Raw genomic sequence first — 17233 nt, 5'->3', positions numbered from 1 at the left:
TCGAAATAATCTGACCAGGAGTGGGGTATGGGCTGGGATCGGGCAACGCCGTTTATCATTGATCTGGAAGTGGGCGCCGAGGACATCGACGGGCTGGGCCACGCGAACAACGCGGTGTACGTGACCTGGCTCGAGCGCTGTGCCTGGCGCCATTCGCAACGGCTGGGCCTGGACCTGGTCGAGTACCGGCGGCTGGACCGGGCGATGGCGGTGGTACGGCACGAGATCGATTACCTGGCAGCAGCCTATGAGGGCGATGAGTTGCAGTTGGCGACCTGGATCGTCGATTGGGATCAGCGCCTGAAAATGACCCGCCACTTCCAGCTCAAGCGCCCCAGTGACAACTCAACGTTACTGCGGGCGCAGACCACGTTTGTGTGCATCGAGCTGTCCACTGGCAAGCCCAAGCGCATGCCGGCGGAATTCATCGAAGGCTACGGCCCTGCACTGCAAGTGACGAACTGACACGGTCCCTGTAGGGGGGTTACCTTTTCGTTAACGAATCCCAGTAAACTGCCGCACGTTTTTCGTTGAGTGTGTTTTTCATGCAAATTGCTTTGGCGCCCATGGAGGGGTTGGTCGACAACATCCTGCGGGACGTGCTGACTCGTGTAGGCGGTATCGATTGGTGCGTGACTGAGTTCATTCGGATCAACGATCAGTTGCTCACGCCTGCCTATTACCACAAGTTCGGCCCGGAACTGCTGACCGGGGCCAGGACAGCGTCCGGCGTGCCGCTGCGGGTGCAGTTGCTCGGCTCCGATCCGGTGTGCCTGGCGGAAAACGCCGCACTGGCCTGCGAGTTGGGCTCCGAAGTCATCGACCTGAACTTCGGCTGCCCGGCCAAGACCGTCAACAAGTCCCGTGGCGGCGCGGTGTTGCTCAAAGAACCTGAACTGCTCAACCAAATCGTCGAACACGTCCGTCGCGCCGTCCCCGCGCACATTCCCGTGACCGCCAAAATGCGCCTGGGCTTCGACAGCCCCGATGGCTCGCTGGTTTGTGCCACAGCCCTGGCCGAAGGCGGCGCGGCGCACATCGTGGTTCACGCGCGGACCAAAACTGACGGTTATAAGCCTCCTGCCCACTGGGAATGGATTCCGCGAGTGCAGGACGTGGTCAAGGTGCCGGTGTTTGCCAACGGTGACATCTGGAGTGTCGAGGACTGGCGCCGTTGCCGCGAAATCAGCGGCGTCGAAGACATCATGCTCGGTCGCGGCCTGGTGTCGCGTCCGGACCTGGCCCGGCAAATCGCCGCCGCCCGCGCTGGTGAGGAGGTCGTCGAGATGACTTGGGCCGAGCTGCTGCCGCTGATTCAGGACTTCTGGCTGCAAGCCAAGGCCCAGATGACGCCGCGCCAATCGCCGGGTCGCTTGAAGCAGTGGCTGGCAATGCTGACACGCAATTATCCTGAAGCGGTTGAGCTGTTTACCGTCCTGCGTCGTGAAACCGAGCTGGATCAGGTCTCGCGTTTACTGGGGTTGCAGGTGTCTGAAGCCGCCTGAATCTGCTTGAAAAAAATCTGAAAATAATCTCTTGAAAAGCAATCAACGGTCCTTATCTAAGGATTACGCGATGCCGAATTCGGGTCGCGGAGACAAAAAAACTTGCTGATTATGTTCAGGAGATTTGAATCATGAGTACTGCATTTTCCTTGGCCCCACTGTTCCGTTCCTCGGTGGGTTTCGACCGTTTCAACGACCTGTTCGAAACCGCCCTGCGCAATGAGCCAGGCAGCACCTATCCACCCTACAACGTTGAAAAATACGGTGATGACCAATACCGCATTGTCGTGGCGGCCGCCGGTTTCCAGGAAGAAGACCTGGACCTGCAAGTGGAAAAAGGTGTGTTGACCATCAGTGGCGGCAAACGTGACGCGGACGAAAACGTCACTTACCTGTACCAGGGCATCGCACAGCGCGCCTTCAAACTGTCGTTCCGTCTGGCGGACCACATCGAAATCAAGGCCGCCGAACTGCGCAACGGTTTGTTGAGTATCGACCTGCTGCGTGTGATCCCGGAAGAAGCGAAAGCCAAACGCATCCCGATCAATGGGGCGGAAAAACCGGCTCTGCAGCACTAAGTCAGAGCAACGAAAAGGGCGCCATCCAATGGCGCCTTTTTTTGTGCTCGTTTGTAGCAGCTGCCGAGCCTGCGAGGCTGCGTTCGGCTGCGCAGCAGTCGTGAATCCGGGCGGCGCGGTACTTCAGGCAGACCATACAAGCAGGTTTTACGACTGCTGCGCAGCCGAACGCAGCCTCGCAAGCTCGACAGCTGCTACAGCCGAACGCAAGGCGGCTTATTTAAGGAGTTTCTGAAACTCCTCCACCGGCAACGGCCGGCTGTGCAAATACCCCTGATACAAATGGCAGCCCAACCCCTGCAGGAACTCCAGCTGCTCCAGGGTTTCCACGCCTTCGGCGATCACTTCCAGCTCCAGGCTGCGGGCCATGGCGACGATGGCGCGAATGATTTCGGCATCGTTGGGGTCGGTGGTGGCGTCGCGGATGAACGACTGGTCGATTTTCAGGGTGTCGACCGGCAGGCGCTTGAGGTAGGTCAGCGAGGAATAACCGGTACCGAAATCGTCCATGGCAAAGCTCACGCCGAGTTTTTTCAGGCGACGCATTTTGTTGATGGTGTCGTCCAGATTCTGGATGACGATGCCTTCAGTGATTTCCAGTTTCAGCAACGAGCAGGGCAGGCCGTGGCTGCTGAGGCTGTTTTCAATGCGTTCGACGAAATCGTTCTGGCGGAATTGTCGCGGGCTGATATTCACGCACAGGCTGAAATCGAGCGGGTCGATCCGGCCGTTGGCGATCAGTTGTTTGAAGGCCTGGCAGGCTTCGTCGAGGATCCATGTGCCGACTTCCAGAATCAATCCGCTGTCTTCCAGCACCTTGATGAACTCGGTGGGCGATTGCGCGCCAAATTGCGGATGGAACCAGCGCACCAGGGCTTCGGCGCCGGTAATGCGGTTGTCGCGGGCGTCCACCTGGGGTTGGTACTGCACGCTGAATTCACCTCGGGACAGGGCCAGCCGCAGGTCGGTTTCCATGCGCAGGCGTTCGCTGGCGGCCTTCTGCATGGTGTTGTGGTACATCTGCGTGGTGTTGCGGCCTGAGTCCTTGGCTCGATAGAGGGCGATATCGGCGCGTTTTAGCAGGTCGGTCGGGGTTGAACCGTGGTCGGGGATCAGCGCGATACCGATGCTCGGCGTCACTTGCAGGCGCTGTCCATCGAGGAACATCGGTTCGGACAGCAGTTCGCGCAAGGTGTCCGCCAGTTCCCGGACTTGGGCGCTGACGTCACTGCGCGAGCCTTCCAGGCCACTGAGCAGCACCACGAATTCATCGCCGCCCAGGCGCGCAACGGTGTCTTCCATGCGCACGCTGGCTTCGAGGCGCGCGGTGATGATCTTCAGCACCGTATCGCCCACCGGGTGGCCGAGGGAGTCGTTGATGTGCTTGAAATGGTCGAGGTCGAGGAACATCAAGGCGCCGCGCAGGTTGTGGCGCTTGAGCAAGGCGATCTGCTGGCTCAGGCGATCCATCAATAGCGCGCGGTTCGGCAGGTTGGTCAGCGGATCGTGATAGGCCAGGTGACGGATCTGCGCTTCGGCATTTTTCAGCAGGCTGACGTCCCGGGCGGTGAGTAGCAGGCAGGCGGTTTCGTTGAGGGTGATCGGTTCCACCGAGACTTCCACGGTCAGCAGTTCGCCGCGTTTGTTGCGCCCGAGCATTTCCAGGTGGTGAACCCGGCCCTTGATCTGCAGCTCCGCCAACAACGCCGAGCGTTGTTTCTCTTCGGCCCAGATGCCGACCTGATACACCGTGCGGCCGACCACCTCATCGGCACGGTAGCCGGTCAGGCGACAGAAGCCGTCGTTAACCTCCAGGTAGCGTCCGGTGTCGCGCTCGGTGATGGTGATGGCGTCGGGGCTTGAGTGGAAAGCCTTGGCGAACTTCTCCTCGCTGGCCTTGAGCGCCGCTTCCGAGCGTTGCTGCTGGGTGATGTCGCGCAGGGTGGTGACGATGCACGGCTGGTCGCCGACGCTGATCTGGCGGCTGGAAATCACGCAGGTCAGGGACTGCCCGTCCTTGTGCTGAACGATGATCGCCACATTGTTCAGGCCCTGTTCGCGGATAACCCGCTCGATCCTTTGCAGGCTTTTCGCCGAAGCGTCCCACAGGCCGATTTCGTCGGCGCTGCGGCCAATCACGTCGGCAGTGCTCCAGCCGAACGTCTGCGTGAAGCTGGAGTTGATCTCGATGAAATGGCCGGTGTCCTGGCGCGTGACGCAGATCGGGTCCGGGCTGACCTGGAACAAGGTGGCGAATTTCTCTTCCGACGCTATCAGTTGCTGTTCGCGCTCCACTTGATCGGTGATGTCCAGCAATGTGCCGGCCATGCGCAGCGGGTTGCCGCTGTCATCGCGGTAGAGTCTGGCGCGGCTTTCCAGATAGCGCGAAGTGCCATCCGGCAGCTGCACGCGGTACGTCACCTGATAATTGCCGGCCGGGCCTTCGCGCAAGCTGCGGTAGGCGTCGCGCATGGTGTCGCGTTCTTCGTCGGGCACACCTTCAAAAAATGCATCGAAGGACTCATGGAAGGGTTTGGGTTCCAGCCCATGCAACTGGGCGGCCCGTGCCGAGCCGTAAAGCATGCCGCTGGGGATGTGCCAGTCCCAGGTGCCGAGTTGCGCCGAATCCAGGGCCAGGTCGAGGCGTTCCTGGCTGTCTTTGAGGGCGTGCTCGGCGATTTTGCGTTCGGTGGTGTCAAGGAACGTGCTCAGCAGATAAGGCTGACCTTCGAGCTCGACCTTTTGCGCGCTGAGAATGCCGTCGTGAACTTGCCCGTTGCTGGCGCGAAATTGCACCTCCATGTTGATCAGCTCTCCTTTGGCCTTGGTGGCCTTGACCAGTTCTGCCCGTTGTTCCGGGTTGACCCAAAGGCCCAGTTCCAGCGTGGTTCGGCCGATAGCGTCCTGAACCGGCCAGCCGAACAGGCTTTCGAAATACTGGTTGGCTTCGCTGATCAGGCCATCTTCCTGACGGGTCAGCAGCACCATGTTCGGGCACAGGTGAAACAGCGTGGCGAAGCGTTTTTCCGAACTGCTCAGCGCCTGCTCGCGCTGACGCTGATGGGTGATTTCACGAATGACCCCGATCATTCGCGGCCGGCCATTTTTGTCCGGCAGCAGGCTGCCGCTGATTTCCAGCCAGTGCAGGCTGCCGTCGGGCCAGCGGATCCGGTGGCGCATGGCTTGTTCCAGCGGGGCGCCGGCAATCACCGCATGGAAGGCGCGAACGGCTTTTGCCCGATCCTCCTGGGGCAGCAGGTCGAGGTATTCCAGATCCTCGGGCAACGGTTGCCGGGGATCGAAGCCAAACAACGCCTGAGTGCCCCGGGACCAGCTGATTTTCCCGCGCTCGATGTCCCAATACCAGGCGCCCAGCCGGGCACCGTTGAGGGCCGCCAGCAACTGTGGAGCACTTTCCCAGCTCTGCTCGGACCGTTTTGGGTCAATGGCCTGAATTCGCGGCATCGGCGGCGTACGTTCAACAGATTTGGGCATGGATAACAGGCCTTGGGCTGAATTGGGCGTTAGGCACAGGGTTTTTGGGATCCAGGACTAGAACAATAGAAGTAGCACAGCTTAGCCGCGAGTCCCTGGCTGATCGATTTGTGCATCCAGCAGAGCCATGAAGGCCTTTGCCGCATTCGACAGCGTCCGTTCGGTGTGCAGGATATAGCCTAGCTGGCGAGTGAGTTGTATGCCCGGCAAAGGTATGCGCGCCACTTGATCGTCCAGCATGGTGCGCGGCAGCACGCTCCAGGCCAGGCCGATCGAGACCATCATTTTTATGGTTTCCAGATAGTTCGTGCTCATGGCGATGTTCGGCGTCAGGCCTTGTGCCTCGAACAGGCGCTGCACGATGTGGTGGGTAAAGGTGTTGCCGCCGGGGAAAACCGCCGGGTGCAGAGCAATATCCGCCAGGCTGACTGCGCCGTTGCTGATCAGCGGATGTTCCGGGGCGGCCACGAAATCCAGTGGGTCATCCCACACGGGCGTGGCCTTGACCAGTGTGTGTGGCTCCGGTGCAAGGGTGATGACCGCCAATTCGGCGCGGCCATGGAGGATTTCCTCGTAAGCCACTTCCGAATCGAGGAACTGAATATCCAGCGCCACCTGCGGGTAGCGTCGGGTGAACTCCCTTAATAAGGGCGGCAAGCGGTGCAGGCCGATGTGATGGCTGGTGGCCAAGGTCAGACGGCCGGTGACTTCGCCGGTCAGGTTGGTCAGGGCGCGGCGGGTGTCATCCAGTACATTGAGGATCTGATAAGCCCGTGGCAGCAGAGCGCGACCGGCTTCGGTCAGGCCGACTTCCCGGCCCAGTCGATCGAACAGCCGCACCTTCAATTGTTGCTCCAGCCCGGCGATGCGCTTGCTGATCGCCGGTTGCGTCAGGTGCAGCCGTTCGCCGGCGCCGGAGAAGCTTCCGGTCTCGGCGATCGCGATAAAAGCGTTGAGGTTGGCGAGGTCCATGATGATGTCTCGATCGGATTCCAGTTGGTTATGCAAAGCATAAAAAATATGAATTTGAGTTATTTAATGTAACCCCCTAGGATCGACCTCACAAGCCAAAGGGTTATTGAAACTTTCAAGATCCGGGGCATAGAAACAAGCTGATGAGGAAACCGTCTGATGGCCGGCAAAACGCTCTACGACAAGCTCTGGGATTCGCATTTGGTCAAGCAGCGCGACGATGGCTCTGCGCTGATCTACATCGATCGTCACATCATCCACGAAGTGACCTCGCCGCAAGCCTTCGAAGGCCTGCGTCTGGCCGGGCGCAAGCCTTGGCGCATCGATGCCAACATCGCGACCCCGGACCACAACGTACCGACCACCCCGGAGCGCAAGGGCGGCATCGAAGCGATTGTCGACCAGGTCTCGCGTTTGCAGGTTCAGACCCTCGACGATAACTGTGACGAGTACGGCATCGTCGAATTCAAGATGAATGATGTCCGCCAAGGCATCGTCCACGTCATCGGCCCGGAGCAGGGCGCCACCTTGCCGGGCATGACCGTGGTCTGCGGCGACTCCCACACCTCGACCCACGGCGCTTTCGGTGCCCTGGCTCACGGTATTGGCACTTCCGAGGTCGAGCACGTGCTCGCTACTCAGTGTCTGGTCGCGAAAAAAATGAAGAACATGCTGGTGTCGGTCGAGGGTAAATTGCCGTTCGGCGTGACCGCCAAGGACATCGTCCTCGCCGTGATCGGCAAGATCGGCACTGCTGGCGGCAATGGCCACGCCATCGAATTCGCCGGTAGCGCGATTCGTGATCTGTCGGTCGAAGGCCGCATGACCATCTGCAACATGTCCATCGAAGCCGGTGCTCGCGTTGGCCTGGTGGCCGCTGATGAAAAAACCGTGGCTTACGTCAAGGGCCGTCCATTTGCTCCGAAAGGCGCGGAATGGGACTTGGCCGTCGAAGCCTGGAAGGACCTGGTTTCCGACGCCGATGCCAAGTTCGACACCATCGTCGAGCTCGACGCCGCTCAGATCAAGCCACAAGTCAGCTGGGGCACCTCGCCCGAGATGGTCTTGGCCGTGGATCAGAACGTGCCGGATCCGGCCAAGGAAATGGACCTGGTCAAGCGCGATTCTATTGAGCGCGCCTTGAAATACATGGGTTTGACCGCCAATCAGGCGATCACCGACATTCAACTGGACCGCGTATTCATCGGTTCCTGCACCAACTCGCGGATCGAAGACCTGCGCGCCGCTGCCGTGATCGCCAAGGGCCGCAAAGTGGCTTCGACCATCAAGCAGGCCATCGTGGTGCCGGGTTCAGGTCTGGTGAAGGCGCAGGCCGAATCCGAAGGCCTGGACAAGATTTTCCTTGAGGCCGGTTTCGAATGGCGCGAGCCGGGTTGCTCGATGTGCCTGGCAATGAACCCGGACCGTTTGGAGTCGGGCGAGCATTGCGCCTCGACCTCTAACCGTAACTTCGAAGGCCGTCAGGGCGCCGGTGGCCGTACGCACCTCGTCAGCCCGGCCATGGCCGCCGCGGCGGCTGTGAACGGTCGTTTCGTCGACGTCCGTGAATTGATCTAAAGGAGCGCAGCATGAAAGCTTTTACCCAGCACACTGGTCTTGTCGCGCCTTTGGATCGTGCCAACGTCGACACCGATCAGATCATTCCCAAGCAATTCCTGAAGTCGATCAAGCGCACCGGTTTCGGCCCGAACCTGTTCGATGAATGGCGTTATCTGGATGTGGGCCAGCCGTATCAGGACAACTCCAAGCGCCCGTTGAACAAGGACTTCGTCCTCAACGCCGAACGTTACCAGGGCGCCAGCGTGTTGCTGGCCCGCGAGAACTTCGGTTGCGGCTCCAGCCGCGAGCACGCGCCGTGGGCGCTGGAAGAGTACGGTTTCCGCAGCATCATCGCGCCGAGCTACGCCGATATCTTCTTCAACAACAGCTTCAAGAACGGCTTGCTGCCGATCATCTTGAGCGACGCTGAAGTCGATGAGCTGTTCAAGCAGGTTGAAGCGAACCCGGGCTACCAGTTGCAGATCGATCTGCAAGCCCAGACCGTGACCCGTCCGGACGGCAAAGTGCTGAGCTTCGAGATCGATGCCTTCCGCAAACACTGCCTGCTCAACGGCCTGGACGATATCGGCCTGACCTTGCAGGACGGCGAGGCGATTGCCGCGTTTGAAGCCAAGCACCGCGCGAGCCAGCCATGGTTGTTTCGCGACGCGTGATTTTGCGTAAGGCGGGCTGACGCTTTCGCTGGCAAGCCAGCTCCTACAGGGTTTTGTGAACGCCGAAAACCCCTGTAGGAGCTGGCTTGCCAGCGAAGAGGCCCGCAAAGACACCACAAGGCTAAACCCAAAAGGAAGTCCCGATGACCAGCACCGCCCAGCACAGCCAGGTAGTCCAAAAACAATTCGGTGAACAGGCCTCGGCCTATCTGAGCAGCGCCGTACACGCTCAAGGCGCCGAGTTCGCACTGCTACAGGCTGAACTGGCGGGGCAGGGCGATGCCCGCGTGCTGGACCTTGGCTGCGGCGCCGGTCATGTCAGTTTTCACGTGGCCTCGCTGGTCAAGGAAGTAGTGGCCTACGACCTGTCGCAGCAGATGCTCGATGTGGTCGCCGCCGCGGCTGTCGACCGAGGTTTGAGTAATGTGACCACGGTCAACGGCGCCGCCGAGCGTCTGCCGTTCGCCGATGGCGAGTTCGATTTCGTCTTCAGCCGCTATTCGGCGCACCATTGGAGCGACCTCGGGCAGGCCCTGCGGGAAGTTCGCCGGGTGCTGAAGCCGGGCGGGGTGGCGGCGTTCATCGACGTGTTGTCGCCGGGCAGCCCGTTGTTCGACACTTACCTGCAAAGCGTCGAAGTGCTGCGCGACACCAGCCACGTGCGCGATTATTCTGCGGGCGAGTGGTTGCGTCAGATCAGCGAAGCGGGGTTGCATACCCGCAGCACCACGCGCCAACGGTTGCGCCTGGAGTACGCCTCCTGGGTCGAGCGCATGCGCACGCCGCAAGTGATGCGCGCGGCGATCCTCGAGTTGCAGCAATCGATGGGCAACGAAGTTCGCGAATATTTTGAGATTGAGGCCGATGGTTCGTTCAGTACCGATGTACTGGTGCTGATGGCTGAACGATAAGCTCTAAATGAGAGCCGCTGAGCGATAGAATTTTTCCGGGCGTGCCCCAGGGCGCGCCGACTGATGACATGAGGAAAGCATGAGCAAGCAGATTCTGATTCTCCCGGGTGACGGTATTGGCCCGGAAATCATGGCCGAAGCGGTCAAGGTGCTGGAGCTGGCGAACGACAAGTACAGCCTGGGCTTCGAGCTGAGCCATGACGTGATCGGTGGCGCCGCCATCGACAAGCACGGCGTGCCGCTGGCCGACGAAACCCTGGCCCGCGCCCGTGCCGCCGACGCGGTGTTGCTGGGTGCCGTGGGCGGTCCGAAATGGGACACCATCGAACGTGACATCCGCCCAGAGCGCGGCCTGCTGAAAATCCGTGCGCAACTGGGCCTGTTCGGCAACCTGCGTCCGGCGATCCTGTATCCGCAGTTGGCCGAGGCTTCCAGCCTGAAGGCAGAAATCGTTGCCGGCCTGGACATCCTGATCGTCCGTGAACTGACCGGCGGGATCTACTTCGGTGCGCCGCGTGGCGTGCGCGAGCTGGAAAACGGCGAGCGTCAGGCCTATGACACGCTGCCATACAGCGAAACTGAAATCCGCCGCATCGCCCGTGTCGGTTTCGACATGGCCCGCGTGCGCGGCAAGAAGCTGTGCTCGGTGGACAAGGCCAACGTGCTGGCCTCCAGCCAACTGTGGCGTGAAATCGTCGAGCAAGTGGCCAAGGACTACCCGGACGTCGAACTGAGCCACATGTACGTCGACAACGCCGCCATGCAACTGGTGCGCGCACCGAAGCAATTCGACGTGATCGTCACCGACAACCTGTTCGGCGACATTCTTTCCGACGAAGCGTCGATGCTCACCGGTTCCATCGGCATGCTGCCGTCGGCGTCGCTGGATGCCAACAACAAAGGCATGTACGAGCCGTGCCACGGTTCGGCGCCGGACATCGCAGGCAAGGGCATTGCCAACCCGTTGGCGACTATTTTGTCGGTGTCGATGATGCTGCGTTACAGCTTCAATCTGCAGGATGCGGCCGATGCCATCGAGCAAGCCGTGAGCCTGGTTTTGGATCAAGGCCTGCGCACGGGCGACATCTGGTCGGCCGGTTGCACCAAGGTCGGTACGCAGGAAATGGGCGACGCAGTAGTCGCCGCGCTGCGGAATCTGTAATCTCTCTGGCCCGCTGCAATTTTCAACCTTGAAAGCAGCGGCCCACTTTTCAAGAAGGTGTAGTTGCGATGAAACGTGTAGGTCTGATCGGTTGGCGCGGCATGGTCGGTTCCGTGCTCATGCAGCGGATGCTGGAAGAGCAGGATTTCGATCTTATCGAGCCGGTGTTTTTCACCACTTCCAATGTCGGTGGCCAAGGCCCGTCCGTGGGCAAGGACATTGCTCCGCTCAAGGACGCTTACAGCATTGAAGAGCTGAAAACCCTTGACGTGATTCTGACCTGCCAGGGTGGCGACTACACCAGCGAAGTGTTCCCGAAGCTGCGCGAAGCCGGCTGGCAGGGTTACTGGATCGACGCCGCTTCCAGCCTGCGCATGCAGGATGACGCGGTGATCGTGCTGGACCCGGTGAACCGCAAGGTCATCGATCAACAGCTCGACGCGGGCACCAAGAACTACATCGGCGGCAACTGCACCGTCAGCCTGATGCTGATGGGCCTGGGCGGCCTGTTCGAGGCTGGTTTGGTGGAGTGGATGAGCGCCATGACCTATCAGGCGGCCTCTGGTGGCGGCGCGCAGCACATGCGTGAACTGATCAAGCAAATGGGTGTGACCCATGGTGCTGTCGCCGATAAACTGGCCGACCCGGCCAGCGCGATCCTCGATATCGACCGCCGTGTCGCCGAAGCCATGCGCAGCGATGCATACCCGACTGAAAACTTCGGCGTACCGCTGGCCGGCAGCCTGATCCCGTGGATCGACAAGGAGCTGCCGAACGGTCAGAGCCGCGAAGAGTGGAAGGCCCAGGCCGAGACCAACAAGATCCTCGGTCGCTTCAAGAGCCCGATCCCGGTGGACGGCATCTGCGTGCGCATCGGTGCCATGCGTTGCCACAGCCAGGCGCTGACCATCAAGCTGAACAAAGACGTGCCGATCGCCGACATCGAAGGGCTGATCAGCCAGCACAACCCGTGGGTCAAGCTGGTGCCGAACACCCGTGAAATCAGCATGCAGGAGCTGAGCCCGACGAAAGTCACCGGCACCCTGAACGTACCGGTCGGCCGTCTGCGCAAGCTGAACATGGGTTCGCAGTTCGTCGGTGCCTTCACCGTCGGCGACCAACTGCTGTGGGGCGCGGCCGAACCGCTGCGTCGCATGTTGCGGATCCTGCTTGAGCGTTGATCGATTGATGCAATGAAAAACCCGCGCCTTGAAAGAGGCGCGGGTTTTTTTATGGGCAATAGCGCAGAGTTGTATTGAAAGGAAGACCGCCTTCGCTGGCAAGCCAGCTCCTACAGGTCGTGCGCCAATTATGAAATCGCGTACGACCCTGTGTAGGAGCTGGCTTGCCAGCGAAGAGGCCGGTACAGCCACCACATTTCCCAACCGAATTGCCTGCACGCCAACCACCCGGTAAAGTGCCGCTCCCCCCGTTTCGCCAGAGGTAGAACCATGAGCCAGTCCTTCGATATTGCCGTGATCGGCGCCACCGGTACTGTCGGCGAAACACTCGTCCAGATTCTCGAAGAGCGCGACTTTCCGGTCGGCAATCTGCACCTGCTGGCGAGCAGCGAGTCAGCCGGGCATTCGGTGCCGTTTCACGGCAAGAACGTGCGGGTGCGGGAGGTCGATGAGTTCGATTTCAGCAAAGTCCAGCTGGTGTTCTTCGCCGCCGGCCCGGCGGTAACCCTCAGTTTCGCCCCGCGTGCCACGGCCGCCGGTTGCTCGCTGATCGACCTGTCCGGTGCCTTGCCAGCCGATCAGGCGCCGCAAGTGGTGCCCGAGGCCAACGCTGAAGAGCTGGTCGGCTTGAAAATGCCTTTCCAGGTCAGCAGCCCAAGCCCTTCGGCGACGACGCTGGCAGTGGTACTGGCGCCACTGCTCGGTTTGCTCGATCTGCAACGCATCAGCTTGACGGCGTGCCTGGCGGTATCGGCCCAGGGTCGCGAAGCCATCAGCGAGCTGGCCCGGCAAACCGCCGAACTGCTCAATGTGCGTCCGCTGGAGCCGGCGTTCTTCGATCGCCAGATGGCTTTCAACCTCCTGGCACAAGTCGGCACACCCGACGCCCAAGGTCATACGCTGCTGGAAAAACGCCTGGTGCGCGAGTTGCGTCAGGTCATGGCGCTACCTTCATTGAAGATTTCCGTCACTTGCATTCAAGCCCCGGTGTTTTTTGGCGATAGCTTAAGCGTGACCTTGCAGTCATCGAGCGCTGTCGACCTGGCGAAAGTCAACGCGGCACTTGAGGCAGCGCCAGGTATCGAGCTGGTCGAGGCGGGTGATTACCCGACCCCGGTAGGCGATGCGGTAGGGCAGGATGTGGTTTACGTTGGTCGGGTTCGCGGCGGGATCGATGACCCGGCGGAACTTAATATGTGGCTGACGTCAGATAACGTACGCAAAGGTGCCGCGCTCAATGCTGTGCAGGTGGCTGAATTGTTGATAAAAGACCTGCTGTAAAAGATACTTGGCAACAATTTTTCGAATGAATCTGGCCCAGCGTCATGCTTGGCCGGAATGCTTGAGGCGAGCCACCCCGCAGGGCTTTCGTCGCATGAATGAAACGATCGCGCGCGACGACCCTTCGTCGCCGCGCAGAACGCCTTACGGCAGCGGCTATCAACACCTTCTCGCTGGCCGAGGAATGTTCAAACAAAGGAAGAGGCTATGGTTCAAGTTCGCAAACTGGTGTTAGCAATAGCGGCCGCCTCGGCGCTGTCCTCCGGTATGGCGCATGCCCTCGGGCTTGGGGAACTGACCCTGAAGTCGACGCTGAACCAGCCTCTGGTAGCAGAAATCGAGTTGCTCGACGTCAAGGACCTCACGGTTGCCGAAGTGGTGCCGAGCCTGGCTTCGCCCGAAGATTTCACCAAGGCCGGTGTCGATCGTCAGACGTTTCTCAACGACCTGACCTTCACCCCGGTACTTAATGCCAACGGCAAAAGCATCCTGCGCGTCACCTCCAGCAAGCCGCTGTCCGAACCGATGGTGAAATTCCTGGTTCAGGTGATGTGGCCTAATGGTCGTCTGCTGCGCGATTACAGTGTGCTGCTCGATCCGTCCAAGTTCTCGCCGCAGACTGCCGATGCCGCCGCGCAACCGGCGCCAGCCCAAACGGTGACCGCACCGGTGACCGGCGCGACCAAATCGACCTCATACACCACCACGCCGCGCGATACCCTGTGGGAAATCGCCGCAAAGGCACGCAATGGCGGTTCGATCCAGCAAACCATGCTGGCCATCCAGGCGCTGAACCCGGATGCGTTTATCGACGGCAATATCAACCGACTGAAAACCGGTCAGGTGCTGCGCCTGCCTGATCAGGTGCAGAGCACCAACCTGCCGCAACCCAAGGCCATCGCTGAGGTCGCGGCGCAGAACACCGCGTGGCGTCAGGGTCGTCGCTATGTGGCGAAGCCGGGAACCGGTCAGCAGCAACTCGACGCCACCAAACGCGCACGCGGTGAAGGTGGTTCGACGCAAGCCGCCACAGACAAACTGAGCCTGGTCTCTGCCGACACCGGCAAGGGCGGCAAAGGTGCCGCCGGTGATGCGAAAGCCTTGAGCAACAAGCTGGCCGTGACTCAGGAAAGCCTCGACACGACCCGTCGTGACAACGCTGAACTGAAAAGCCGCATGAGCGATCTGCAAAGTCAGGTAGACAAGCTGCAACGCCTGATCGAACTGAAGAACAATCAATTGGCCAAACTGCAGGCCGAAGGCGACGCGGGTGCGCCGGCGGCTACTGCGGCAATGTCGGCCGAGCTGGCGGCCAATCCTGCGGCAACGCCTGCGGACGCGGCTCCTGCACCGGAAGTCGTTCCGGCGCCACCCGTGGAGCCGACGCCTGCCGCATCCGACGAGCAGAAGTTCAACGAGCTGCTGACCAACCCGATCCTGCTGGGTCTGGTAGGCGGTGGTGCGGTGGTTCTGTTGCTGTTGTTGCTGTTGCTGGCTCGTCGTCGCAAAGCTCAGCAAGAAGCAGAAAAACATTTGCGCATGGCCCGTGCCTTGGCTGAGGAGCAAGCGTTCCCTACCGATGACGACCTGCCGGAAAGCAGCTTCGAAGGCCTGGAGGTTCCGCCGCCAAGCGTGAAACTCGCGACTGCGCCAACACCTGCGCCTGCGCCGGCCCCGGTCATTGCTCCGGTTGTGGTGACGCCACCGATCGCGGCACCGTTGGTTGCGCCTGCCGCCGAACGCTCTGACGACGTACTGGCTCAGGCCCAGTCGCACATCGCGGCCGGTCGTCTGAATCAGGCCGTCGCATTGCTGGAAGACGCTATCAAGCAAGAGCCGCAACGCAGTGACCTGCGCCTGAAGCTGATGGAGGTCTATGGTCAGCAGGGCGATCGCGATGCATTCGTTGTTCAGGAGCGTCAACTGGTGGCCAACGGCGACAACTTCGCCCGGGTCGAACAGCTGAAAAGCCGCTTCCCGGCGATGGTGGTTGCAGCAGCGGGTGGTCTGGCCGCCGCAGCTATTGCCGCCGAGCTGGATGCGCAGTACGTCAAAGACCTGTTGCTGGACGAGCCGCAAGCGCCGGAACCGGCATTGGCCGACTTCGACAGCGCCTTCGATCTGAGTCTGGATGATCTGGAAGCGGCTACTCCGATCGCGCCTGCGGTTGCAGCCGAGCCCGCGCCGGAGCCAGAACCAGAGCCTCTGGCTGAGCTGGATGAATTCCCGCTGGATGACGACCTGAGCTTTGAGTCGGTGTTGCAGCAACAGACTGAAACCAAGGAAAACCTCGACGATCTGTCGGACTTCGATCTGGACATGGACCTGGGCGGCGATGCTTCGCCAGCCATCCTGGCTGAAGACGACTCCTTGATGGGTCTGGATGAAGACCTCAAGGACGTGCCAGCCACCGACGCAACGACCGTGGCAGAAGCGCCGCTCGACGACCTGGAATTGCCGTTGGACTTCGACCTGTCGCTGGCCGATGAAATGGACGCCACCCCGGATCAGCCTGACGCCTTCGAAAATGAACTCAACGACGTCAATGCTGAGCTGGAGCGTCTGTCCCAGAGCCTTGGTGAACCGAGTTTCACCGAGGAAGACGCTTTGGCCTCCGCGGACGATGAGCTCGATTTTCTCTCCGGCACTGACGAAGTCGCCACCAAACTCGACCTGGCCCAGGCCTACATCGACATGGGCGACAGCGACGGCGCTCGGGACATCCTCAATGAGGTGGTGACCGAGGGTGATGCGGGTCAGAAGAGCGAAGCCAGGGAAATGCTGTCGCGTCTGGCGTGAGTGAGTCATCGGTAAGGCATAAACAGAACGGCAGCCCAACGAGGCTGCCGTTTTTGTTTGGTGGGTGATGCAGTGGCGTCTGCTTGCCCGCGAAGAGTCCTTCACATTCGGCGCAACTGTCGGCAGTTGAACCGGTTGGGCGGGGGCACAGAAATCACACGGCTCTGGCATCCCGGTCCGTCGGCCCTATAATGCTTGCCTTTGCGTAGATCAGCAGGCTGTCACCCCTTGGCAAATATAGATAATCCGGCTGCCGAAATGGCGGCCGACGGCTTTTTCCGGATCGCGTTGGGCGTTGAATACAAAGGTTCGCGTTATCGCGGCTGGCAACGTCAGGCCTCTGGTGTGGACACGGTGCAGGAAATCCTCGAAAAGGCCTTGTCCAAAGTCGCCGACTCTCCCGTGTCGCTGCATTGTGCCGGGCGTACCGACGCCGGTGTGCATGCTTGCGGACAAGTGGTGCATTTCGACACCCAGGTCGAGCGCTCGATGAAGGCCTGGGTCATGGGCGCCAACATCAACTTGCCGCACGACATCAGCGTCAGCTGGGCCAAGGTCATGCCGGCGCATTTCCATGCGCGGTTCAAGGCCATCGCCCGGCGCTATCGCTACGTGATCTACAACGATCAGATCCGCCCGGCGCACCTGAACGAAGAAATCACCTGGAACCACCGCCCGCTGGACGTCGAGCGCATGTCCGAGGCCGCTCAGTATTTGCTTGGCACCCACGACTTCAGCGCTTTCCGCGCCGGCCAGTGCCAAGCCAAGTCGCCGATCAAGGAGCTGCATCACCTGCGCGTTACCCGCCATGGCAAAATGATTGTGCTGGATATCCGCGCCAGCGCGTTCCTGCACCACATGGTGCGCAATATCGCAGGCGTCTTGATGACCATCGGTGCCGGCGAGCGTCCCGTGGAGTGGATGAAAGAAGTGCTGGAGAGTCGCGTTCGTCGTTCTGGCGGAGTGACGGCCCATCCGTTTGGCCTGTATCTGGTGCAGGTCGAGTACCGCGATGAGTTTGAATTGCCTGAGCGTTACATCGGCCCACACTTCCTCACGGGTTTCTCGGAACTTGACGGCTGACGCCCTCGAACGGTTTTGTTACCATCCGGGAC

General features: G+C 60.6%; 13 protein-coding genes. 11 read left to right on the top strand and 2 right to left on the bottom strand.

Annotated elements, in window-relative coordinates:
• Positions 1–27 precede the first annotated feature (27 nt).
• The 3 genes from HCU66_RS22375 to HCU66_RS22365 all read left to right on the top strand — a co-directional run bounded on the left by HCU66_RS22375 (position 28) and on the right by HCU66_RS22365 (position 2083).
• Complete coding sequence (locus tag HCU66_RS22375; protein WP_205890619.1) at positions 28–465, top strand: acyl-CoA thioesterase; 438 nt, start codon at positions 28–30, stop codon at positions 463–465.
• Positions 466–545: 80 nt separating this feature from the next.
• Entirely contained in the window at positions 546–1505 is a 960-nt protein-coding gene (locus HCU66_RS22370) for a tRNA dihydrouridine synthase (RefSeq protein ID WP_205890618.1), read from the top strand.
• A 131-nt stretch (positions 1506–1636) separates the two neighbouring features.
• Complete coding sequence (locus tag HCU66_RS22365) at positions 1637–2083, top strand: Hsp20 family protein (protein WP_205890617.1); 447 nt, start codon at positions 1637–1639, stop codon at positions 2081–2083.
• Between the two features lie 216 nt (positions 2084–2299).
• Here HCU66_RS22365 and HCU66_RS22360 read toward each other — a convergent pair whose 3' ends face one another.
• Together HCU66_RS22360 and HCU66_RS22355 are read right to left on the bottom strand one after the other, a co-directional pair.
• Positions 2300–5578 (bottom strand): sensor domain-containing protein, encoded by a 3279-nt coding sequence (locus HCU66_RS22360; protein ID WP_205890616.1) that lies wholly within the window; start codon positions 5576–5578, stop codon positions 2300–2302.
• Positions 5579–5659: 81 nt separating this feature from the next.
• On the bottom strand, positions 5660–6550 hold the full coding sequence (locus HCU66_RS22355) for a LysR family transcriptional regulator (protein ID WP_019649335.1): 891 nt from the start codon (positions 6548–6550) through the stop codon (positions 5660–5662).
• Between the two features lie 159 nt (positions 6551–6709).
• Between HCU66_RS22355 and leuC the strand changes: the two genes are divergently transcribed.
• From leuC to truA, 8 genes are all read left to right on the top strand, one after another.
• Positions 6710–8128, top strand: coding sequence for a 3-isopropylmalate dehydratase large subunit (gene leuC, locus HCU66_RS22350; protein WP_205890615.1), 1419 nt, complete (start codon positions 6710–6712; stop codon positions 8126–8128).
• A gap of 11 nt (positions 8129–8139) precedes the next feature.
• On the top strand, positions 8140–8784 hold the full coding sequence (leuD, locus tag HCU66_RS22345; protein ID WP_105346662.1) for a 3-isopropylmalate dehydratase small subunit: 645 nt from the start codon (positions 8140–8142) through the stop codon (positions 8782–8784).
• A gap of 143 nt (positions 8785–8927) precedes the next feature.
• The gene (locus HCU66_RS22340; protein WP_205890614.1) at positions 8928–9695 is read left to right on the top strand and encodes a class I SAM-dependent methyltransferase; all 768 of its coding nucleotides are present in this window, start codon (positions 8928–8930) and stop codon (positions 9693–9695) included.
• A 79-nt stretch (positions 9696–9774) separates the two neighbouring features.
• A complete protein-coding gene (gene leuB / locus HCU66_RS22335; protein WP_205890613.1) occupies positions 9775–10857 on the top strand; it encodes a 3-isopropylmalate dehydrogenase in 1083 nt (360 codons plus the stop codon).
• 68 nt (positions 10858–10925) lie between these two features.
• Positions 10926–12038 (top strand): aspartate-semialdehyde dehydrogenase, encoded by a 1113-nt coding sequence (gene asd, locus HCU66_RS22330; RefSeq protein ID WP_205890612.1) that lies wholly within the window; start codon positions 10926–10928, stop codon positions 12036–12038.
• A gap of 270 nt (positions 12039–12308) precedes the next feature.
• Positions 12309–13319, top strand: a complete 1011-nt coding sequence (locus HCU66_RS22325; RefSeq protein WP_205890611.1) for an aspartate-semialdehyde dehydrogenase — start codon at positions 12309–12311, stop codon at positions 13317–13319.
• A gap of 207 nt (positions 13320–13526) precedes the next feature.
• Positions 13527–16118, top strand: a complete 2592-nt coding sequence (locus tag HCU66_RS22320) for a motility hub landmark protein FimV (RefSeq protein ID WP_205890610.1) — start codon at positions 13527–13529, stop codon at positions 16116–16118.
• Positions 16119–16376: 258 nt separating this feature from the next.
• Complete coding sequence (truA, locus tag HCU66_RS22315; protein ID WP_205890626.1) at positions 16377–17201, top strand: tRNA pseudouridine(38-40) synthase TruA; 825 nt, start codon at positions 16377–16379, stop codon at positions 17199–17201.
• The last annotated feature ends 32 nt before the right edge of the window (positions 17202–17233 follow it).

The sequence above is a fragment of the Pseudomonas frederiksbergensis genome, assembly GCF_017114915.1.
Taxonomy (GTDB): domain Bacteria; phylum Pseudomonadota; class Gammaproteobacteria; order Pseudomonadales; family Pseudomonadaceae; genus Aquipseudomonas; species Aquipseudomonas frederiksbergensis_I.
Note: the sequence above shows the minus strand (reverse complement) of the source record. Positions and strands in the feature narration are given on the sequence as shown.

Excerpts from the sequence above, each read along its gene's own strand:
- HCU66_RS22325 (WP_205890611.1), top strand. The coding sequence starts at position 12,309 with ATGAGCCAGTCCTTCGATATTGCCGTGATCGGCGCCACCGGTACTGTC.
- HCU66_RS22320 (WP_205890610.1), top strand. The coding sequence starts at position 13,527 with ATGGTTCAAGTTCGCAAACTGGTGTTAGCAATAGCGGCCGCCTCGGCG.
- leuD (WP_105346662.1), top strand. The coding sequence starts at position 8,140 with ATGAAAGCTTTTACCCAGCACACTGGTCTTGTCGCGCCTTTGGATCGT.
- HCU66_RS22340 (WP_205890614.1), top strand. The coding sequence starts at position 8,928 with ATGACCAGCACCGCCCAGCACAGCCAGGTAGTCCAAAAACAATTCGGT.
- HCU66_RS22355 (WP_019649335.1), bottom strand. The coding sequence starts at position 6,550 with ATGGACCTCGCCAACCTCAACGCTTTTATCGCGATCGCCGAGACCGGA.
- HCU66_RS22365 (WP_205890617.1), top strand. The coding sequence starts at position 1,637 with ATGAGTACTGCATTTTCCTTGGCCCCACTGTTCCGTTCCTCGGTGGGT.
- HCU66_RS22370 (WP_205890618.1), top strand. The coding sequence starts at position 546 with ATGCAAATTGCTTTGGCGCCCATGGAGGGGTTGGTCGACAACATCCTG.
- leuB (WP_205890613.1), top strand. The coding sequence starts at position 9,775 with ATGAGCAAGCAGATTCTGATTCTCCCGGGTGACGGTATTGGCCCGGAA.
- HCU66_RS22375 (WP_205890619.1), top strand. The coding sequence starts at position 28 with ATGGGCTGGGATCGGGCAACGCCGTTTATCATTGATCTGGAAGTGGGC.
- asd (WP_205890612.1), top strand. The coding sequence starts at position 10,926 with ATGAAACGTGTAGGTCTGATCGGTTGGCGCGGCATGGTCGGTTCCGTG.
- leuC (WP_205890615.1), top strand. The coding sequence starts at position 6,710 with ATGGCCGGCAAAACGCTCTACGACAAGCTCTGGGATTCGCATTTGGTC.
- HCU66_RS22360 (WP_205890616.1), bottom strand. The coding sequence starts at position 5,578 with ATGCCCAAATCTGTTGAACGTACGCCGCCGATGCCGCGAATTCAGGCC.
- truA (WP_205890626.1), top strand. The coding sequence starts at position 16,377 with ATGGCGGCCGACGGCTTTTTCCGGATCGCGTTGGGCGTTGAATACAAA.